Origin of the sequence: uncultured Phycicoccus sp. (genome assembly GCF_947495705.1) — a bacterium.
GTDB lineage: Bacteria > Actinomycetota > Actinomycetes > Actinomycetales > Dermatophilaceae > Phycicoccus.
On record NZ_CANLZR010000005.1, the window covers coordinates 31,639 to 51,125 of the forward strand.

Sequence of the window (19,487 nt, forward strand, 5' to 3'; positions counted from 1 at the left end):
GCGACCCCTCAGTCCTCGAACGCCTCCGGCGCCGGGCACGAGCACACGAGATGCCGGTCGCCGTAGGCCCCGTCGATGCGGCGCACCGGCGGCCAGTACTTGGCGGCGGGGTCGACGCCCTCGGGGTAGGCCGCAGCGGTGCGGTCGTACGGGTGGTCCCAGTCCCCGGCGAGCGAGACCGCGGTGTGCGGTGCGTGGCGCAGCACGCTGTCGGCGATGGCCACCGCCCCGTTCCCGACCTCGGCGATCTCGCCGCGGATCGCGATCATCGCGTCGCAGAACCGGTCCAGCTCGCCGAGGTCCTCGCTCTCGGTCGGCTCCACCATCAAGGTGCCCGCGACGGGGAACGACATCGTCGGCGCGTGGAAGCCGTAGTCGACAAGCCGCTTGGCGACGTCGTCGACGGTGACCCCGGTCTCCTTGGTGATGCCCCGCAGGTCGAGGATGCACTCGTGGGCCACGAGGCCGTCGGTGCCGGAGTACAGCACCGGGTAGTGCTCCCGCAGCCGCGCCGCGACGTAGTTGGCGTTGAGGATGGCCACCTCGGTGGCGCGGGTCAGCCCCGCGCCGCCCATGAGCCGGACGTAGGCCCACGAGATCGGCAGGATGCTCGCCGACCCGTACGGAGCCCCCGAGACCGGACCCACGCCCGTCTCGGGGCCCGCCTCGGGGTCCAGCGGGTGGTTGGGCAGGTAGGGGGCCAGGTGCTCGCGGCACGCGACCGGGCCCACGCCCGGGCCGCCACCGCCGTGCGGGATGCAGAACGTCTTGTGCAGGTTGAGGTGCGACACGTCGGCGCCGAAGCGGCCCGGGCGGGCGACCCCGACGAGAGCGTTGAGGTTGGCCCCGTCGACGTAGACCTGGCCACCGGCGTCGTGGACGAGCGCGCACAGGTCGGTGATCGTGTCCTCGAACACCCCGTGCGTCGAGGGGTAGGTGACCATGATCGCCGCCAGCGTGGCCCGGTGCTCGTCGACCTTGGCGCGCAGGTCGTCGAGGTCGACGTTGCCCGTGACGGGGTCGGTCTTGACGACGACGACCTTCATCCCTGCCATCACCGCGCTGGCGGCGTTCGTGCCGTGGGCGCTGCTGGGGATGAGGCAGACGCGGCGCTCGTGGTCGCCGTTCGCCCGGTGGTAGGCGGCGATGGCGAGTAGCCCCGCGAGCTCGCCCTGGGAGCCGGCGTTGGGCTGGAGCGAGACCGCGTCGTACCCGGTGATGTCGCACAGCCAGGCCGAGAGCTCGTCGACGAGCCCCCGGATGCCCTTGGTCTGGGCGTGCGGGGCGAACGGGTGGAGGTGCGCGAACTCAGGCCACGTGACGGCCACCATCTCGGTCGTCGCGTTGAGCTTCATCGTGCACGACCCGAGCGGGATCATCCCCCGGTCCAGTGCGAAGTCACGGTCGGCGAGACGGCGCAGGTAGCGCAGCATCGCGGTCTCGGACCGGTACGCGGCGAAGACCGGGTGGGTGAGGTACTCGGAGTCCCGGGTCAGGGCGTCCGGCCACGAGGGCGCGGCCGCCGGGACGGTGTCGGGAGCGGTGGCCCCGAAGGCCCGGCAGACCTTGCCGAGCACCATGGCGTCGGTGGTCTCGTCGACGCTCACGAGCACGGTGTCGTCGTCGCGGTGCCAGACGTTGACCCCCTGCGCGAGGGCCGCCGCCACCAGGTCGCCGGCACGGCCTGGGGCCCGGACGGCCAGGGTGTCGAAGAAGGGGCCCTCCCCCACGTCGAGCCCAGCGGCCCGCAGCGCGTCGGCGAGGGCGCGGGTGTGGCTGTGGACGCGCACCGCGATGCCGCGCAGGCCCTCGGGCCCGTGGTACACCGCGTACATGCTCGCCATGACCGCGAGCAGCACCTGGGCGGTGCAGATGTTGGACGTCGCCTTCTCGCGCCGGATGTGCTGCTCGCGGGTCTGCAGCGCGAGTCGGTACGCCGGAGCGCCGTCGGCGTCCACGGACACCCCGACGAGGCGGCCGGGCAGCGTCCGCTCGAGCCCGGGACGCACGCTCATGTAGCCGGCGTGCGGCCCCCCGAAGCCCATCGGCACCCCGAACCGCTGGGTCGTCCCGACCGCGATGTCGGCGCCCCACTCCCCCGGCGGCGTGGCCAGGGTGAGCGCGAGCAGGTCCGCGGCCGCCGTGACGAGCGCACCCGCCTCGTGCGCGGCTGCGGCCAGTGCCGTGTGGTCGTGGAGCCGGCCGTCCATCGCCGGGTACTGGACGAGGACGCCGAACACCTCACGGCCCCCGGCCGCAGCGCGCAGCGTCTCGGCGGAGTCGACCCCGGTCAGGTCGGCGACGACGACCGGGAGGTCCAGCGGCACCGAGCGGGTGCGGATCACGGCGAGGGTCTGCGGGAACACCTGCTCGTCGACGAGCAGAACGGCGTCGGCCGGGGCCTTGGACCCGCGACGCATGAGGGTCATCGCCTCCGCGGCGGCCGTGGACTCGTCGAGGAGCGACGCCCCTGCGACGGGCAGCCCGGTGAGGTCGCTGACGACGGTCTGGAAGTTGAGCAGGGCCTCGAGCCGCCCCTGCGAGATCTCCGGCTGGTACGGGGTGTAGGCCGTGTACCAGGCGGGGTTCTCGAGCACGTTGCGCTGGATGACGGCCGGGGTCACGGTGCCGTAGTACCCGAGGCCGATGAGCGAGGTGAGGACGTGGTTGCGGACGGCGACCGACCGGAGCTCGGCGACGACCGCGGACTCGGACGCGGCGGGCTCGACGTCGAGGGTGCCCTCGAACCGGATGCCGCCGGGGACGGCGGTGTCGACGAGGTCGGCGAGCGACTCGCGGCCGACGACCTTGAGCATCCCGGCCAGGTCGGACTCTCGCGGACCGATGTGGCGACCGGCGAACTCGGGAAGGGGGGACGTGCTCACGAGGATGACCTCCGGGGGCAGACGGTGTTGTCGTCCTCCCCCTCTGTCGAGCCGGGGGGCCTCCAGAGGTGCCTGCGCCGTGCGGTCCTTTGCGCCTGAGAGGTTCTGGGGAGTGTTGCCCCTTCGGCGCCCCGGTAAGCAGAACCGAGGACTCTCCCGCACGGTGTGAGCGGCACACTCAATCTAGCACCGTGGGTGCGCGGCTCCGGTCAACCGGAGCGGAGGTCAGGCGAGACGGGCGGCGCGGCGGGCGTGCAGCTCGTCGTCGGGGTGCGCCTCGGCGGTCTCGTGCTCGGCACGCTCGCTGGGGAGCTCGGAGAGCTCGCCCTCGACCTCGCGCCAGACCCGGCCGACGGCGATGCCGAAGACGCCCTGCCCGCCCTGGAGGAGGTCGATGACTTCGTCGCTGGAGGTGCACTCGTACACCGAGGCACCGTCGCTCATCAGCGTGATCCCCGCGAGGTCCTCGACGCCGCGGTGCCGCAGCACGTCGATGGCGCCTCGGATCTGCTGCAGGGAGACCCCGGTGTCGAGCAGCCGCTTGACGACCTTGAGGACGAGGATGTCGCGGAAGCCGTAGAGCCGCTGGGTGCCCGACCCGCCGGCCGCGCGGACCGAGGGGTCGACGAGCCCGGTGCGTGCCCAGTAGTCGAGCTGCCGGTAGGTGATGCCGGCCGCCTTGCAGGCCGTGGGCCCGCGGTAGCCGACCTCCTCGTCGAGCTCCGGGAGGTCGTCGGAGAAGAGCATGCCCTGCGCCACGACCGGGACCGAGCCCGAGCCCGGGTGCCGTGCCTCGCCGGTGGAGCCCACGCCTACCTCCAAATGATGAGCCGCCTTGTGCTGACGACTGTACGCCCGGAAATGACATCGACGTCACTTCCTTCGTCACTTCTGTGACGGGTGTGACAGTAGGTGCGGATGTGACGTGGGTCAACGACCGTGGCACTCAGCGCGCGTCGGCGTGTCGGGCTCGGCGTGTCGGCCGGGAGGCTCAGGAGTCGCTCTCGGTGTCGAAGTCGTCGGCCGAGACGTGGTCGAGGAAGGCCTTGAACTTCTCGACCTCGTCCTCCTCCGGCTCGGCCATCTCGACGCCGGCCTCCTCGAGCAGGGACTCCTCGGCGACGATGTCGGCGCCGGCGCGCAGGGCCAGGGCGATCGCATCGGAGGACCGGGAGTCGATGTCGACCCCGCCGCCGGCGGCTCCCCCGTCGATGGCGAGGATCGCGTGGAAGACCCCGTCCTGGAGCGCCGTGATGCGCACGTGGGTCAGGGTGTGCCCGGTCTCGTCGATGACCGTCCTCAGGAGGTCGTGGGTGAGCGGGCGGGGCGGGACGACACCTTGCTGGGCGTACGCGATGGCGGTGGCCTCGGCCGCACCGATCCAGATCGGCAGGTAGCGGACGCCGTCGCGCTCGCGCAGGAGGACGATCGGATGGTTCGTCGGCATCTCGACCCGCACCCCGAGGACGTCCAGGACCTTCATATCGCCACCGTACCCCCAGGCTCAAGACGGCGCGTCGAGCCCGCCCCGCACGAGCGCCGCGTGCAGCGCGAGGACGAGGCGCAGCGCCTCGCTCCGGGCCTCGGCGGCGCCGGCCCCGCGCAGGCTCGCCGTGGCCTGCTCGAGGAGCCCCGACTCGCGGTCGGCCGCGGCGCGGACGACCCGGAGGTGGCGCGCCTCGAGCCCGTACCGCGCGAGGCCGGCGGCCGCCGTGGCCGCCCGCAGGTCGTCGGCGCGGTAGGAGCCGTCGGGGTGGGGTCGCAGCAGCCCGTGCTCCCCGAGCGCGGTGACCTCCGCTGCGCTGAGCCCGGTGGCCTCGGCGAGCTCACCAGCGCTGATCCGCAGCGGCCCCCGCGCGAGGAGCCCGTCGTCGTCCGGGAGGTCCGGGTCGAGGGCGGGGTCGGGCACCGCCGCCCGCCCGGCGGCCGCGGGGTCCAGGCCCCGGTCGGCGGCCTCGAGGGCCTCCCGGATGGCGGTGAGCGGCCAGAACCGGTCTCGCTGCATCCGCAGCACCCAGCGCAGTCGGTCGACGTCGGCCTTCGCGTACTGCCGGTAGCCGGAGCCGGTGCGGGCCGGGCTGAGAAGCCCCTCGGTCTCGAGGAACCGCACCTTCGAGATCGTCAGCTCCGGGAACTCGTCGGCCAGCGCATGCACGACCGCGCCGATGCTGAGCGGCCTCGGGGCGGGCGCCACGAGCGAGCGTCAGCCGCGTGCTGCGGCCGCGTAGAACACGAGCCGGAACTTGCCGATCTGGACCTCGTCACCGGTGTGCAGCGTCGCCTCGTCGACGAGGTCGCGGTTGACGTAGGTGCCGTTGAGCGAGCCGACGTCCTGCACGACGAAGGTGTCGGCGGTGCGCACGAACTTCGCGTGCTTGCGCGACACGGTGACGTCGTCGAGGAAGATGTCGCTGTCGGGGTGGCGCCCCGAGGTGACCTCGTCGTCGTCGAGGAGGAAGCGGGCCCCGGTGTTGGGACCGCGCAGCACCACCAGGAGGGCGGTCCCCGGACGCAGCGCCTCGACCGTCGCGAGGTCGGCCTTGGTGAGGGCGTGCTCGCCCTCCTGCGGCTCGACCCGCGCGGACCCTTCGACCGCCTGGAGCCGCATCGTCGTGGGCTCGGGAACGGCGCTCTGCTGGTCCTCGCGCTCGTCTGCTGTCATTCGGCCTCTGGCCTCCATCGTCACTCGTGCGGGAATGCCACCCTAGATCACGGCCGCGGGGTTGTCCCGCGGTGCTGCCCGCCCGCCGGCGCTGCGTCGCGGCGCCCGGCTCAGCTGAGCTGGGCGGTGTACGCCTCGACGTCGAGCAGTGCCTCGACGTCGGCCGGGTTCGCGGGGCGCAGCTCGTACATCCAGCCCTCGCCGTAGGGGTCGGAGTTGACGAGCTCGGGCGTCGCGTCGAGGGCCGGGTTGACCGCGGTGATCTCGCCGGCGACGGGCGCGTACAGGTCGCTGACGGACTTGGTGGACTCCACCTCGCCGCAGGTGTCGCCGGCCGCCACGGAGTCGCCGACGGTGGGCGGGCTCACGTAGACGACGTCGCCGAGTGCCTCCTGGGCGAAGGCGGTGATGCCCACCCGGACGTTCTCGCCCTCGGTGCGGACCCACTCGTGCTCGGCGGTGTATCGCAGGCCTGCGGGGTACTCGAGGTCGCTCATGTCGTTCCTGTCTCGGGCCGTGGCCACGTCAGGGGTTGGTCGTGGGGACGGGGCGAGCGTACTGAGGCGTGGCGACACTCAGCAACGCGTCGACGACGACGCGGGTCCGGATGTCGACGGTGGCCTCGGCGCCGACCCGTCGCGAGGTCGCCGTGACCCCGCCGGGGATCTGCATGGCACCGGCCAGGGTGTTCGCGTCGCCGATGGCGGTGATGACGTACGGCGGGCGGACTTCGGTGCCCGAGACCGAGACCCCGTCCGGGGTGTCGGCGAACCACGTGTTGGCCACGATCCGGACGTCGCCGATCTGCATCGCCTCCGCGCCGGCGTCCCGCAGCTCCTGGACGGCGTCCAGCAGCAGCGTCGCCTCCACCGCCCGCTGGGGGTCGCTGATCCGCAGGATGATCCCGGGCCCGGCTGCCGGTGCCGTGCCCGCGAGGATCCCGAGGGCGTCGAGCCGCTCCTGGGCCGCCCGCTGCGCCTCGGCCTCCCCCGTCGTCCGGCTCTCGAGGAGCTCGAGGGAGGTCTGGAGGTCGCGGACCTCGTCGCCCAGCCGCTCACCGTCCTGGTCGACGTCGGCGAAGATCCGGACCAGCTCGTCCTCGCGGAGGTTCTCGAGGCCCTGGACCGAGGTCTGGCGGACCTGCGTGATGATCGCGAACCCCAGGGAGGCGGCGAGCAGCATCGCGAGCAGGTTCGAGCGACTGAACGACGGCGCGCCGGCGCGGCGCAGCCGGGACCACGCGTGGCGCGCGTTCTCCGGGGATCGAGGTTCGCGGTCCGGCGTCGTCATGCGTCGAACAGGTGCCTGCGGATCGAGGCGACGTTGGAGAAGATGCGCACCCCGAGGACGACGACGACCCCGGTGGACAGCTGGCTGCCGACGCCCAGCTTGTCGCCGAGGAAGACGATGAACGCCGCGACGACGACGTTGGACAGGAACGAGACGACGAACACCTTGTCGCTGAAGATGCCGTCGAGGATCGCCCGGACGGCGCCGAAGACCGCGTCAAGCGCCGCGATGACGGCGATCGGCAGGTAGGGCTGCAGCCAGATGGGCACCGCCGGCTCCAGCAGGAGGCCGACGACGATGCCGAGGGCGAGCCCGATGGCAGGGATCACGGCGCTCCGCCTTCCGTCTCGCTCGCGGTCGATGCCCCGCTGCTCGGGGACGACCCAGTATCCACAATGCGCGCGAAGCGCGTCGTCAGGCCCACCGCGGCGGGCACCTCGAGGTCCGCGGAGACCTCGGTGTCTGCCCGGATCCCGAAGGTGCTGTGCAGCGTCGAGAGGTAGCTGCCGCCCGCGCCGTCGGCGAACCGGGCCGGCAGCTCGCGCGGGTCGCCGAGGGCGGTCACGACGTACGGGCGGGCCAGGGGCCGGTAGTCGACGACGAGCGCGGACCCGGCGAACCGGATCGCGGACACCGACGTGAGCCGGTGGCCGTTGATGCTCACGGACTCGGCTCCGGCCGCCCACAGCGCGTTGACGACGAACTGGAGGTCCCGGGCGAAGACGCGCTTCTGGTCGGCGTCGTCGCCCGTCGCCTCGTCGGCGTCCGGTGCGTCGTCGAGGGTGACCCGCACGCCCGGCCCCTCCATCGGCAGGGCACCGACGGCGATGGCGAGCTCGCGGCTCCGCTCGCCGTCACCCTGGCCGGCGAGCTGAGCCGCCTCCAGCGTCGTGACCCGGGCCTGGAGGTCCTGGGCCTGCGCGGACAGCACGTCGACCTCGGTGCGGCGGTCCTCGATCTGCTGCATGAGCTCCTCGCGGGCGGCCGCGCGAGGTGAGTCCTCCGCGGTGAGGTTGGCCGCGGCCACCCCGAGGAGGAGTCCGAGCCCGATCGTCGCCAGGGCGAGCCGCGGTGACCGCAGGGACGTGGAGCCGGGCAGCCCGGCCCGGTGGCGCCGCTCGGCCGCAGCCGCGTAGCCCGGGTCGAGCGGACGCTCCATCATCGTGCGGATCAGGGTCATGGACGCGTCCGGGCGGCGCTCCGGGCGGTTGCCGCCGCGACGCTCCTTGCGCGGCCCGGGCGTCTCGTCGGTCATGCGGCGGCCAGGCGTCGATGGGCGAGCAACCGGCGCAGCTGGACGGCGTAGAGCCCCGCGGAGAACCAGTAGAGCGTGATGCCCCACCACGCGAAGCCCCACCCGATCGGTTCGGCGATCCGGGCGGCGGTGCCGTCGCCGTCGGCGAGGAGCAGGATCGGGAAGGCGTACAGGAGGTTGAACGTGGCGGCCTTGCCGGCGAAGTGGACCGGCAGCCCCAGCCAGCCGTGCCGCTTGGCGATGAGCACGACGACGGCCATGAACGCCTCCCGGGCGAACAGGACGGCGACGACCCACCACGGGAGCACGTCGCGCCACGCGAGCCCCAGCAGGGTGGACGCGATGTAGAGCCGGTCGGCCACGGGGTCCAGCAGTTGCCCCAGCCGGGACTCGAGGCCGTACCGGCGGGCGATCTTGCCGTCGAGGTAGTCGGTGATGCCCGAGGCGGTGAGAAGGACGATCGCGAGCGCGTCCCGCTCGGTGAGGAGCGCCCAGAGGAACACGGGCACCCCGACGAACCGGAGGGCGGACAGGACGTTGGGGACGGTGAGGACACGCGTGCTCACCGGGTGCTGCGACCCCTCGCCGGACATGCGCGCCACTGTATGTCGTCGCGCCGGGCATCCGCGCCGACCTCCGCACCGGAGCCGGTCCTGGTGTCGCGGTTCCATACAGTGGCGGGATGAGCACCGCCATCCTCGGCGCGACCGAGAGGGAACTCCGCCGGGACCGGACCAGCGTCAAGTGGCTGGCCTACCCGCCGGACGTCCTGCCGCTGTGGGTCGCCGAGATGGACGCCGCGCCGTGCCCGGCCGTCGTCGAGGCCGTGAGCGCGGCGATGGCCCGCGGCGACACCGGGTACGGCTGGGCACCGCGCTACGCGGCGGAGGTCGCCCGCTACGCCTCGGACATGTGGGACTGGTCCGTGGATCCCGCCGATGCGGTCGTCGTCGCCGACGTCATGATCGGCGTGAGCGAGATGCTCCGGGTCCTCACCGACGAGGGCGGCCCGGTCATCGTGTCGCCTCCGGTGTACGACTCGTTCTTCGGCTTCGTCGAGGCGATCGGCCGTCGCCGCGTGGACGCCCCGCTCGGGCCGGACGGCCGTCTCGACCTCGCGGGCCTCGCGGCCGCGTTCCGGGCCGCGACGGCGTCGGGGCAGCGCGCCGCGTACCTCCTGTGCAACCCGCAGAACCCCACGGGGACGGTGCACACGGCCGAGGAGCTCGCTGCCCTGGCGGCGCTCGCCCACGACCACGGCGTCCGGGTCGTCAGCGACGAGATCCACGCCCCGCTCGTGTACCCCGGCGGGCCGGGCTTCACGCCGTACCTGACGGTGCCCGGCGGCGAGCACGGCTTCGCGGCGTTCTCGCCCTCGAAGGGGTGGAACCTCGCCGGGCTCAAGTCCGCCGTCGTCGTGGCGGGCGCGGAGGCGCGCGACGATCTCGGCCTGCTCCACGAGGTCCACACCCACGGCTCCTCGCATCTCGGCGAGATCGGGCACGTGGCCGCGATGCGCGACGGCCGGGTCTGGCAGGCGCACCTGCTCACCGAGCTCGCCGACAACCGCGCGCTGCTCGGGCGGCTCCTGACCGAGCACCTGCCGGACGTGCGCTGGCGGGCACCCGCCGCGACGTACCTCGCCTGGCTCGACTGTCGGCCGCTGCGGCTCCGGCACGACCCCGCCACCGTCTTCCGGGAGAAGGCCCGGGTCGCGCTGGGCTCCGGGCCCCGCTACGACCCGGGGGGCGGCCAGGGTTTCGTCCGGCTCAACTTCGCGACCTCCCCCGGCATCATCGAGGAGGCCGTGCGCCGGATGGCATCCGTGCTCTGAGACGCCGGCGTCACGGCACGAGCCGGGTATCGGGGTGGAACGCCACCCACGCGAACCAGAAGGTGTCCAGGAACAGGGACGGGGTCAGCTCGGCCCCGTCCAGCGGACCGGATGTGGCTCGACCCAGGACGTCCCACCGGCTCCCCGTCTCCCGGTCCACGATGTCCTCGCCGCGCAGCTCGAAATGGAGCAGCCGGTCCCCCACCAGGGGCTCGAACACCCCGACCGACCCGATCTCGGCGCCGTCGGCGATCCGGCTGGTGTCCAGGGCCGAGGCCTGCCCCGGCCGATGCCAGAGCACGACGTCCCGACTCCCCACCGTCAGCTCCAGCGGTCCACGCCCGACGAGCGAGGCCCGCCGGACCGCGACGGCGTCCGACCCGTCGCTGACGCCGACGACCCGCTCCTTGACGGAGAGCCGGGTGTCGGGGTCGCCGGGCAGGGCGAACAGCAGCCGGCCGTCCGGGTCGTCGTATCCCGCGTACGGGTTGGTGCCGTACGGCCGGGCGAAGCCGGTGTCCTGCGACAGGACGAGCGCCTCGGGGTGGGCGGCCGCGAAGTCCCGCCAGCCGACGGTCCCCATCGGGATCGCCTCCAGCGCGGTGCCCGTGAGGGCCCCCACCGAGGCCACGCCGGTGAGCTGCGGCCAGAGGGACTCGGTCTGGCGGTCGTACATCACGAGGTTGTCCGCGTAGAGCTGCCCGGAGGTGCCGAAGGACAGCACCCCGCGGTCGGCCACGGTTCGGAGGAAGGCCACACCGGAGGTGCACAAGGGGCAGAAGGTGACCGCCACCGGGACCCCTCCGACCTCGTCGTTGACGATCTCGTGCCAGGTCATGACGCGCAGCGGGTACGCCCTGGTCTCCCCCGCGACCGTCAGCGACAGGACCGGCTCGTCGCCCTCCAGCCAGTCCACCGTCCCGGCCGGCTCGAAGCGGGGTTCGTCGATCGGCGGGATGCCGTCCGGCGGGGGGCCCCCGGACAGGAGGTCGTCGAGGTCGATCAGTGGGTCCGGGAAAGTGTCGTTCCGGGGGTCGTCCAGGGCCGAGGGGACGTCCTCGCGGGGTGCCTGGACGGACCGACCGGACGAGGACCCGGCGGGCTCCTCGACGGTGGTCGTGCCCGCGCAGGCGGTCACGAGGGCGAGACCGGCGACGGCCAGCAGGGGTGCGATCCGGCTCATGGTCAGTACCTCCCGTGCGTACCCGGGCGCCGAGGTGGCGCGTCGGGCCTGCCCCGAGCATGGGTCCGGCGGTGGGTCGGGTTCCGTGACCGCGGACACGGACGGGGCCACGCGCCACCCGCACACTGAGGTCTCCCGACGAGGAGGGCGACATGCGGTCGACGGTGCTCACGCGGCTGGTCCTCGGGGTGGCCCTGGCCCTGAGCGGATGTACCGCCCCGGCCGGGGACGACCCGGATCCCGGTCCAGGAGCCCTCCCTGCCGCCCCCGCCAGCCTGTCGTTCACCGCCGAGACGCTGGACGGCTCGACCCTCGACGGCCGGTCGCTGGCCGGGCGGCCCGCGGTGTTCTGGTTCTGGGCGCCCTGGTGCCCCACGTGCCGAGCACAAGCGGGAACGGTCCAGGCCGTGAGCGCGACGTACGCCGGCCGGGTGCACGTCGTCGGGGTCGGCGGGCTCGCCCCGCCCGCGGACATCCGGGACTACGGCAGCTCCGTCGACGGGGTCACCCACCTCGTCGACGAGGACGGCTCGCTCTGGGTGCACTTCGCCGTCACGGCCCAGAGCACCTACGTCCTCCTGGACGCCGACGGGCGCGTGGCCGCTCAGGGGTACCTCGACAACGAGGACCTCGCCGCCCGGGTGGCGGAGCTGGTGGGCTGAGGTGCTGACCGGCACCGCGGCTCTGGCCCTCGCCGCCGGGATGCTCGCGGCGCTCAACCCCTGCGGTTTCGCCCTCCTCCCGGCGTACCTGTCGCTGCTGGTCACGGGTGAGGACCCGAGCCGGACGGCCGCGGTGGTGCGGGCGCTGCGGATGACGGTGGCGATGACGGCAGGGTTCACCGCCGCCTTCGCCGTCTTCGGCGCCGTCGTGGCTCCCGTCGCGAGCTCGGCCCAGCGGTACCTGCCGTGGTTCAGCGTGCTGGCCGGAGCAGCGGTGTTCGGGGCCGGGCTCTGGCTCGTGACCGGCCACGGGCTCGTCCTGCCCGCGTGGGGCTCCCGGCCCGGCAGGCCGGTCACCCGCTCGCTGGGCTCGATGTTCGGGTTCGGGGTCTCCTACGCGCTCGCCAGCCTCACCTGCACCATCGCCCCGTTCCTCGCCGTCGTCGTCTCTTCCTTCCGCGCCGAGTCCCCACTCGCGGGCCTCGGCCTCTTCGCTCTCTACGCGGCGGGCATGGGTCTGGTCGTCGGGTCGGCCGCACTGGCCGTGGCCCTGGCGCGCAGCTCGCTGGTCCGGGGCGCGCGCCGGGTGGGCCGGAGGATGCCGCTCATCAGTGGCTCCCTGCTGCTGGTCGTCGGTGCCTACGTCGCCTACTACGGGTGGTGGGAGATCCGGGTCCTCGGCGGAGCCGGACCCGACGACCCGGTGATCGAGGCGGCCGCGCAGGTCCAGCAGTCGCTGGCCCAGGCCGTCGCAGCGGTGGGGCCGACCGGGTTCGTCGTCGTCGTGGTCGGGGCGCTCGCGTCCATCGGCGCGGTGCGAGCGGTCCGGCTGGTCACGAGCCGGCGCCGGTGAGCGGCGTGGGACCCGACACCGTGGACGGGACGGCCGGCGCGGTCGACAATGGGATGGTCGGGTTGCCGCGCCGGACCGGGGGCTCGACACCGGGTCCGGTGGCGTGTCGTGGCGCGCTCGACGTCTGCCGCCCCCCACCCTGGGCGCCGCGACACCGCGAGGAGCTGAGCGACGTGGACGGCCACACCGTGACCCCCGACCCCTGGTGCATCGCCGAGGTCGACATCTTCGCCGACCTCGAGGACCGGGAGATGGCGGCGATCGCCGCCGCAGCCCCGATGCGACGGTTCACGCCCGGCGACCTGGTGTACTCACCACCCCAGCCGGCCGAGGTGCTCTTCATCCTCAAGGAGGGCCGGGTCCGCATCTTCCGGGTCTCCGCCGACGGACACGCCCTGACCACGGCGATCATCACCCCAGGAACGATCTTCGGCGAGATGCTCGTGCTCGGCCAGCAGATGCACGACAACTTCGCCGAGGCCCTCGACGACGTCACGGTCTGTGTGCTGAGCCGAGCCGACGTCCAGCGCTTCCTGCTCTCGGACCCCCGCATCACCGCCCGCATCCTCGGGATCCTGGGCGCCCGGGTCTCCCAGCTCGAGCGGCGGCTGTCCGACAGCGTCTTCAAGAGCGCCCCGCAGCGCATCGCCGGCACCCTCTGCCTCGTCGCCGAGGCCGAACCGCCGCGGCGGCTGGGCGGCCGGCCGCAGGTCCGGCTCACCCACGAACAGGTGGCGGCCCTCGCCGGCACCTCGCGCGAGACGGCGACGAAGGTGCTCAACGAGTACGCCGACCGGGGACTCGTGGCACTCGGGCGCGGGCGGGTGGCCATCCTCGACCTGGCCGCCCTCGCGGCGTCGGCCGGCGAGCCCTGACCGTCGGCGGCGCAGCCCGCGGCTACCGGTGGCCCACCGGGGCCACCCAGCGGAAGGCGCTGAGGAGTGGCCGGCGACACCAGCACGTGGACGAGCAGTGGCACTGCTGGTATCCCGCCGCCTCCGCGGCGCGGGTCGCGACGGCCGCGGTCAGGTACACACCGACCGCGACGACTGCAGCGCGTCTCATCCGTCGAGGGTAGACCCGCTCGGTCGGCGCCGATCCGCCGCGCCGTCCGCCGTCTACCGTCGGGGGATGGAGATCACGCTGCTGTACTTCGGGGGCTGCCCGCACTGGGAGGTGGCCGACCAGCGCGTGCGCGAGCTCGCGGCGGGCCGCCCCGACATCACCATCACCCACCGGCTGGTGGAGACCCCCGAGGAGGCCGACCGCGTGGGATTCCTCGGCTCGCCGAGCATCCTCGTCGACGGCGTCGACCCGTTCGCGGAGCCCGGAGAACAGCCGGGGCTGTCGTGTCGCAGGTACCGGACCCCGGACGGGTACGCGGGCGCACCGACCCTCGAGCAGCTCCGAGCGGTCCTCGGCGCCGGCTGAGCGCGCCGGTCCAGCCGCGGCCGGCAGCCTTTTTGACATTGACAATCGTTATCAATACTGTCCGGGGCGCATCCTCTCCCCCACCCCGGAAGGCAGACCTCACATGCGTCGCCCCCTTCGCCTCCTGGGTCCCGCGGTCGTCTCCGCGGGACTCATCGGGCTCACCGCCTGCAGCACGGGCACCGGCCCCACGAGCTCCCCCGACACGCTCCGGATCGCGGGTCCGTTCGAGGTCCACAGCCTCGACCCGGCCGTGGACGGGGAGGTCTTCACCCGCCTGCAGGTCGCCGAGACCCTGGTGACCAGCGACATCGACGGGGAGCTGGCCCCCGCCCTGGCCACCGACTGGTCCTCCTCGAGCGACCACACCGAGTGGACGTTCGACCTCGTGGAGGGCGCCACCTTCCACGACGGGACGCCGGTCACGCCCGACACGGTCATCGGCGCCCTCGAGACGGCCGCCGCGCAGGAGGCGAGCCCCCTGGCCGAGACGCCGATCGAGGCACTCCGGGCCCAGGGGTCCTCGGTCGTCGTCGAGCTCGCCGCGCCCTACCTCACGCTGCCGGCCGTGCTGACGCACTACAGCACCGCCGTCCTCGCCCCCGGGTCCTACGACGACGCGGGCCGTGTCACCTCGGTCATCGGGTCCGGCCCCTACGAGGTGGAGCGGGTCCAGCTGCCGGCGTCGATCAGGACCACCCGCTTCGACGGGTGGCGGGACGCGCCGCCCGCGATCCGGAACGTCTCGTTCCAGTCCGTCGGGCGGGCCGAGACCCGCGCGCTGATGGCAGCCAGCGACCAGGCCGACGTGGTCTTCGGCCTGGAGCCCGCCGGACGCCAGCGCATCGAGACCACCGCCGGAGTCGGCCTGGAGTCGAGCCTCCAGCCCCGGACGATCCTGCTCAAGGTCAACGCCGGCCACCCGGCGCTCGCCGACGTGCGGGTGCGCCGAGCGCTCAGCCTGGCCCTGGACCGCGAGGCGATGGCGGGGGCGGTGCTCCGCGAGGAGGGGCTGGCCGCGACCCAGCTGCTGCCGCCCTCGCTGGACTCCTGGCAGGCCGACCTCGAGCCCCTCCGCCACGACCGGGAGGCCGCCCGGGCCCTGCTGGCCGAGGCGGGGTGGGCACCCGGGGCCGACGGCATGCTGCACCGGGACGGCGAGCCGCTCCGGCTCGACCTCCTGACCTACCCCGACCGTGCCGAGCTGCCGGCCCTGGCCACGGCGATCCAGGCCGCGCTCGCCGACGTGGGCGTCGCCGTCGACGTCGAGGTGGCCAACTCGAGCGAGATCCCGGCCGCGCAGGCCGACGACAGCCTCGAGCTCGCCCTCATCGCCAAGCACTTCGCCCTCGTCTCGGACCCGCTGATCGACGTGGCCGCCGTCTTCGACCCCGACGGCGCGGACTGGGGCGTCATGAACTGGCGCGACCCGGCCGTCGAGACCGCCGTGGAGGCACTGCTGGCCGGCGCCCCCGAGGACGCGGCCGTTGAGCACCGCCGGGCCATCGTCGGCACCGCCCAGAGCCAGCTGCCGCTCATCCCGGTGGCGTGGTACCGCATGAACGCCGCTGTCAGCGAGAGCGTCGAGGGCTTCGTGCTGGACCCCCTCGAGACCAGCTGGCGCATCACCGACCTGCGGTGGGCCTCGTGAGTCTGCGCATCCGCGCCCTCGGAGGGGTGCTCGCCCGGCGCGGCGCCCAGTCGGTCGGCGTTGCCGTCCTGGTCTCCGTGCTCTGCTTCCTGGTCGTCCGGCGGCTACCCGGCGACGCCGCGTACCGGATCGCCGCCGGCCGCTACGGCTACGACCTGGTCGACGAGAAGGCCGCGGACGCCGTCCGGGCCGAGCTCGGGCTGGACCGGCCCGCGTGGCAGCAGCTGGGCGGCTGGCTGGGCGACCTGTTCCGGCTCGACCTCGGACGGTCCCTCGTGACCTCGCGCCCGGTGGTCGAGGAGGTCGGGTACTACCTGCTCGGCACGCTGCAGCTGGCCGCTGTCGCCCTCGCCTTCGCCACCGTCCTCGGCGGCGCAGCCGGCGTCCTGGCCGCCCGCCGGCCCGGCGGCCCGGTGGACCGCCTGGCCACGGCATGGGTCGCCGGGGTCCGGGCGGTGCCGCCGTTCCTGCTCGGCCTCGTGCTCGTGATCGTCCTCTCCGCCCAGCTCGGGCTGCTCCCGGCCGTGGGCCACGACAGCGCGTCCGGGATCGTGCTGCCGGCACTCACCCTCGGCATCGGCCTGTCCGGCCTGGTGGCCAGGGTCACGCGCGACGCCGTGGTCGAGGTGCGGCAGTCCGACTACGTCCGGTTCGCCCACACCAAGGGACTCGCCGAGCGCTGGGTGCTCCTGCGCCACGTCGTCCGCAACGCCGCCGTCGTCCTGGTCCCCTACCTGGGCGTCCAGGCGGTCATCCTCGTCGAGGGAGTCGTCGTCGTCGAGAGCCTCTTCGCCTGGCAGGGCCTCGGGCACGCCCTGGTCCATGCGGTGTTCTGGCGCGACGTGCCGGTCCTCCAGGCCGCCGCGCTCGCCCTGGCCCTGCTCATCGTCACGCTCAACACGCTGGTCGACGTCGCCGGGTTGTGGCTCGACCCTCGACCCCGCCGACAGGAGGCCCGCGCATGACGACCCCGCTGCTCGAGGCGGCGGCGACGGTCGACGGGGCGCGCCGACGACGCCCGCTCACGCGCGTGGTGGCCCTCGGGGGGCTCCTGGCGCTGGCGGTCTTCGCGGTCATCGGCCCCCTCATGCTCCCCGACCCTGCCGCCCAGGACCTGAGCCGCTACCTCGAAGCCCCGACCCTCGCCGAGCCGCTCGGCCGGGACGACTACGGCCGGAGCGTGCTGGCCCGGCTCGCGCACGCGGCCCGGCTCTCACTCGTCCTGGCGGCGGGGTGCGTCGCCACCGCGCTGGTCCTCGGCACCACCGCGGGCGTGGTGTCGGCGTGGCTCGGCGGGTGGGTCGACGCCCTCCTGCGCGCGGTGTCGGAGGCCTTCGTCGCCATCCCCGCCCTGCTCGTCGTCCTCCTCGTCTCGGCCCTCGGCTCCGGCGGCATCTGGGCGCTCTACCTCGGGCTCGCGCTCGCCCAGTGGGTGGAGTACTTCCGGGTCGTGCGGGCGCGCACCGGCCTGGTCCTCGGCTCCCCCGCCGTCGAGGCGGCCCGGCTGCTCCGCCTCGGCCCGGTCCATGTGGTCCGGCGGCACCTGTGGCCCGACCTGCGGCAGCTGCTGACCACGCTCGCCTCGCTCGGCATGGTCACCTCCATCCTCGCCATGTCGACGCTCGGCTTCGTCAAGGTCGGCCTCCAGCCACCGCGCGCCGAGCTCGGCCTGATGATCACCGACTCCTTCCCCTTCTACGACATCGCGCCCTGGCTCGCGCTGGCACCGGTCACGGTGCTCTTCCTGCTCACCGTCTGCTTCCTGGGCCTGCGCACCTCCGAGGACCCCTCATGACCGAGACCGCTCTCGTCACCGACCGCGGCACCGACCACGCCCTGAGCGTCCCGAGGGCCACCGTCAGGCACGGCACCGTGACGCTCGTCGACGTCGCCGACCTGCGCATCGCCCCGGGCCGACCCCTGACCATCGTGGGCGAGAGCGGGTCGGGGAAGTCCGTGCTCGCGCATGCCCTCATGGGCACCCTCCCGCCCGAGCTCGTCGCCGAGGGATCCATGGCGATCGGGCCGGCCCGGTTCGACCTCGCCGACCGCAGCGGCCGCCGTCACCTGTGGGGACGCGAGCTGGCACTGCTCCCCCAGGAACCGGGCCTGTCGCTCGACCCGACGATGCGGGTGCGCGCTCAGGTCGCCGAGGGGGCACGTGGCTGGCGGCCCCGCGACCGCGCGGCCCTGCGCCTGGCCGATGAGCGGCTCGACCACGTCGGGCTGGCCGGCTCCGGGGCGGCCTACCCTCACACCCTGTCGGGTGGCATGGCTCAGCGTGTCGCGTATGCGGCGGCGACCATCGGCGGGGCCCGGATCCTCGTCGTCGACGAACCGTCGAAGGGGCTCGACCCGGCGTCGCTGGACCGGCTCGCCGACCTGCTCGCCGGCCACGTCGCCGACGGCGGCCTCCTGCTGACGATCACCCACGACCTGCGCCTGGCCCGCCGGCTGGGCGGCGAGGTGCTGGTGATGCGGGACGCCTCGGTCGTGGAGGGCGGCCCCGCCGACCGGGTCCTCACCGCGCCGCGCCACGCCTACACCGAGCGCCTGGTGGCCGCCGAGCCGTCCCGCTGGAGGCACGCGTGGACCAGCCCGCCCACGGCGGACCGGACGGCCGAGCCCTTGGTCAGCGCGCGGGGGATCTCGAAGTCGTACGGGGACCACGTGCTGTTCCGCGACCTCTCCCTGGACATCCGGGCCGGCGAGCGGTGGGCCTTCACCGGCCCGAGCGGTGCCGGCAAGACCACGCTCGGCAACGCGGTGGTCGGCCTGGCGAGCCTGGACGCCGGCTCGGTCGCGCGCCATCCCGCCACCCGCGGCGGCCGGGTGCAGAAGCTCTACCAGGACCCCACCTCGTCCTTCCCCCGCCGGGTCCCGCTCGAGGGCCCGCTGCGCGACGTGCTGCGCCGCCACGGCGCCGGCGAGGACCGTTTGAGGTCGCTCCTGGCGCACGTCGGCCTGCCCCCCGAGATCCTGCGCCGGCGGCCCGGCCAGGTGTCCGGTGGCGAGCTGCAGCGCATCGCCGTCGTGCGGGCGATGCTCGCCCGCCCCGTCCTGGTCTTCGCCGACGAGGCCACCTCCCGCCTGGACCTGGCCACCCAGGAGACGACGATGGACCTCCTCATGACCGAGGTCACCGGCACCGGGTGCGCGCTGCTCCTGGTCACCCACGACCCGGCCCTGGCCGCTGCGGTCACCGAGCACCGCATCGAGCTCGGGCAGGCGTGACGGCAACTCCGCTCCCCCGCACCCGGCCCGAGGTACGGTGAGTCGACCCCACCCAGCGAGGTCGCGTGCCCACAGGATCCACTTCCGGCGCCCCGTCGAACCGTGCCGGGCGCGAGCGGTCGACGCGGCAGTTCCAGGGCGTGCGGGACGAGCTCGGGAGGAGCCGGGACTTCCGCAGCGCCCAGGACATCCACGCCGCCATGCGAACCGGGGGCGCGTCGGTGGGGCTCGCCACCGTCTACCGCGCGCTGCAGACCTTGGTCGAGGCCGGGACCGCCGACGCGATGCGCACCGACGCCGGCGAGACCGTCTACCGCGAGTGCGGCTCGACGCACCACCACCACCTGGTGTGCCGCTCGTGCGGGCGGACGATCGAGGTGCGGGGGGCTGCGGTCGAGACCTGGGCCGACGACGTGGCCACCCGGCACGGGTTCGCCGAGGTCGGTCACACCCTGGAGCTGTCCGGCATCTGCCCGCCCTGCCAGGACGCTGCCCGGCGGGCCTCGCCGACATCGGCCTCCTCGCCCCGGTGACGGCGCGGAGACGG

At 73.8% G+C, this 19,487-nt stretch carries 22 protein-coding genes and 1 riboswitch; of the genes, 10 read left to right on the forward strand and 12 right to left on the reverse strand.

Annotated elements, in window-relative coordinates:
* Positions 1-8: 8 nt before the first annotated feature.
* The 10 genes from gcvP to Q0963_RS08805 form a co-directional block, all read right to left on the reverse strand.
* Positions 9-2,885 (reverse strand): aminomethyl-transferring glycine dehydrogenase, encoded by a 2,877-nt coding sequence (gene gcvP, locus Q0963_RS08760; protein ID WP_299445044.1) that lies wholly within the window; start codon positions 2,883-2,885, stop codon positions 9-11.
* A 72-nt stretch (positions 2,886-2,957) separates the two neighbouring features.
* Positions 2,958-3,054, reverse strand: a riboswitch (glycine riboswitch).
* Between the two features lie 56 nt (positions 3,055-3,110).
* A complete protein-coding gene (locus Q0963_RS08765) occupies positions 3,111-3,632 on the reverse strand; it encodes a MerR family transcriptional regulator (RefSeq protein WP_299445256.1) in 522 nt (173 codons plus the stop codon).
* 244 nt (positions 3,633-3,876) lie between these two features.
* The gene (locus Q0963_RS08770; RefSeq protein WP_299445045.1) at positions 3,877-4,368 is read right to left on the reverse strand and encodes a bifunctional nuclease family protein; all 492 of its coding nucleotides are present in this window, start codon (positions 4,366-4,368) and stop codon (positions 3,877-3,879) included.
* Positions 4,369-4,389: 21 nt separating this feature from the next.
* Positions 4,390-5,079 (reverse strand): MerR family transcriptional regulator, encoded by a 690-nt coding sequence (locus Q0963_RS08775; RefSeq protein WP_299445046.1) that lies wholly within the window; start codon positions 5,077-5,079, stop codon positions 4,390-4,392.
* A gap of 9 nt (positions 5,080-5,088) precedes the next feature.
* Positions 5,089-5,547, reverse strand: a complete 459-nt coding sequence (locus tag Q0963_RS08780; RefSeq protein WP_299445047.1) for an FHA domain-containing protein — start codon at positions 5,545-5,547, stop codon at positions 5,089-5,091.
* A 110-nt stretch (positions 5,548-5,657) separates the two neighbouring features.
* Positions 5,658-6,044, reverse strand: coding sequence for a glycine cleavage system protein GcvH (gene gcvH / locus Q0963_RS08785; protein WP_299445048.1), 387 nt, complete (start codon positions 6,042-6,044; stop codon positions 5,658-5,660).
* A gap of 28 nt (positions 6,045-6,072) precedes the next feature.
* Positions 6,073-6,837 carry a DUF881 domain-containing protein gene (locus Q0963_RS08790; protein ID WP_299445049.1) on the reverse strand — a complete coding sequence of 255 codons (765 nt, stop codon included), beginning with the start codon at positions 6,835-6,837 and terminating at the stop codon, positions 6,073-6,075.
* Complete coding sequence (locus Q0963_RS08795; protein WP_299445050.1) at positions 6,834-7,166, reverse strand: small basic family protein; 333 nt, start codon at positions 7,164-7,166, stop codon at positions 6,834-6,836. Before Q0963_RS08795 ends, Q0963_RS08790 begins: the two co-directional genes overlap by 4 nt.
* Positions 7,163-8,092: a DUF881 domain-containing protein gene (locus tag Q0963_RS08800; protein WP_299445051.1), complete on the reverse strand. Its 930-nt coding sequence runs from the start codon at positions 8,090-8,092 to the stop codon at positions 7,163-7,165. Before Q0963_RS08800 ends, Q0963_RS08795 begins: the two co-directional genes overlap by 4 nt.
* A complete protein-coding gene (locus Q0963_RS08805; protein ID WP_299445052.1) occupies positions 8,089-8,685 on the reverse strand; it encodes a CDP-alcohol phosphatidyltransferase family protein in 597 nt (198 codons plus the stop codon). Before Q0963_RS08805 ends, Q0963_RS08800 begins: the two co-directional genes overlap by 4 nt.
* 89 nt (positions 8,686-8,774) lie before the next feature.
* On the opposite strand from Q0963_RS08805, the gene Q0963_RS08810 reads away from it, so the two are divergent.
* A complete protein-coding gene (locus Q0963_RS08810; RefSeq protein WP_299445053.1) occupies positions 8,775-9,926 on the forward strand; it encodes a MalY/PatB family protein in 1,152 nt (383 codons plus the stop codon).
* 10 nt (positions 9,927-9,936) lie between these two features.
* Here Q0963_RS08810 and Q0963_RS08815 read toward each other — a convergent pair whose 3' ends face one another.
* Entirely contained in the window at positions 9,937-11,109 is a 1,173-nt protein-coding gene (locus tag Q0963_RS08815; protein WP_299445054.1) for a DUF3179 domain-containing protein, read from the reverse strand.
* Positions 11,110-11,261: 152 nt separating this feature from the next.
* Between Q0963_RS08815 and Q0963_RS08820 the strand changes: the two genes are divergently transcribed.
* The 3 genes from Q0963_RS08820 (at position 11,262) to Q0963_RS08830 (ending at position 13,499) form a co-directional block, all read left to right on the forward strand.
* Entirely contained in the window at positions 11,262-11,771 is a 510-nt protein-coding gene (locus Q0963_RS08820; RefSeq protein WP_299445055.1) for a redoxin family protein, read from the forward strand.
* Between the two features lies 1 nt (position 11,772).
* Positions 11,773-12,624, forward strand: a complete 852-nt coding sequence (locus Q0963_RS08825) for a cytochrome c biogenesis CcdA family protein (RefSeq protein WP_299445056.1) — start codon at positions 11,773-11,775, stop codon at positions 12,622-12,624.
* Between the two features lie 173 nt (positions 12,625-12,797).
* A complete protein-coding gene (locus Q0963_RS08830; protein ID WP_299445057.1) occupies positions 12,798-13,499 on the forward strand; it encodes a Crp/Fnr family transcriptional regulator in 702 nt (233 codons plus the stop codon).
* 22 nt (positions 13,500-13,521) lie between these two features.
* On the opposite strand, the gene Q0963_RS08835 is transcribed toward Q0963_RS08830, so the two are convergent.
* On the reverse strand, positions 13,522-13,689 hold the full coding sequence (locus Q0963_RS08835; RefSeq protein ID WP_299445058.1) for a hypothetical protein: 168 nt from the start codon (positions 13,687-13,689) through the stop codon (positions 13,522-13,524).
* A gap of 66 nt (positions 13,690-13,755) precedes the next feature.
* Here Q0963_RS08835 and Q0963_RS08840 point away from each other — a divergent pair, with 66 nt between their 5' ends.
* The 6 genes from Q0963_RS08840 (at position 13,756) to Q0963_RS08865 (ending at position 19,473) form a co-directional block, all read left to right on the forward strand.
* Positions 13,756-14,055: a thioredoxin family protein gene (locus Q0963_RS08840; RefSeq protein ID WP_299445059.1), complete on the forward strand. Its 300-nt coding sequence runs from the start codon at positions 13,756-13,758 to the stop codon at positions 14,053-14,055.
* Between the two features lie 103 nt (positions 14,056-14,158).
* Complete coding sequence (locus tag Q0963_RS08845; RefSeq protein WP_299445060.1) at positions 14,159-15,706, forward strand: ABC transporter substrate-binding protein; 1,548 nt, start codon at positions 14,159-14,161, stop codon at positions 15,704-15,706.
* Complete coding sequence (locus Q0963_RS08850) at positions 15,703-16,671, forward strand: ABC transporter permease (RefSeq protein WP_299445061.1); 969 nt, start codon at positions 15,703-15,705, stop codon at positions 16,669-16,671. The genes Q0963_RS08845 and Q0963_RS08850 overlap by 4 nt, the downstream gene beginning before the upstream one ends.
* Positions 16,668-17,501, forward strand: a complete 834-nt coding sequence (locus tag Q0963_RS08855) for an ABC transporter permease (RefSeq protein WP_299445062.1) — start codon at positions 16,668-16,670, stop codon at positions 17,499-17,501. Before Q0963_RS08850 ends, Q0963_RS08855 begins: the two co-directional genes overlap by 4 nt.
* Positions 17,498-18,940, forward strand: coding sequence for an ABC transporter ATP-binding protein (locus tag Q0963_RS08860; protein ID WP_299445063.1), 1,443 nt, complete (start codon positions 17,498-17,500; stop codon positions 18,938-18,940). The genes Q0963_RS08855 and Q0963_RS08860 overlap by 4 nt, the downstream gene beginning before the upstream one ends.
* Positions 18,941-19,005: 65 nt before the next feature.
* Positions 19,006-19,473, forward strand: coding sequence for a Fur family transcriptional regulator (locus Q0963_RS08865; RefSeq protein ID WP_299445064.1), 468 nt, complete (start codon positions 19,006-19,008; stop codon positions 19,471-19,473).
* Positions 19,474-19,487 lie beyond the last annotated feature (14 nt).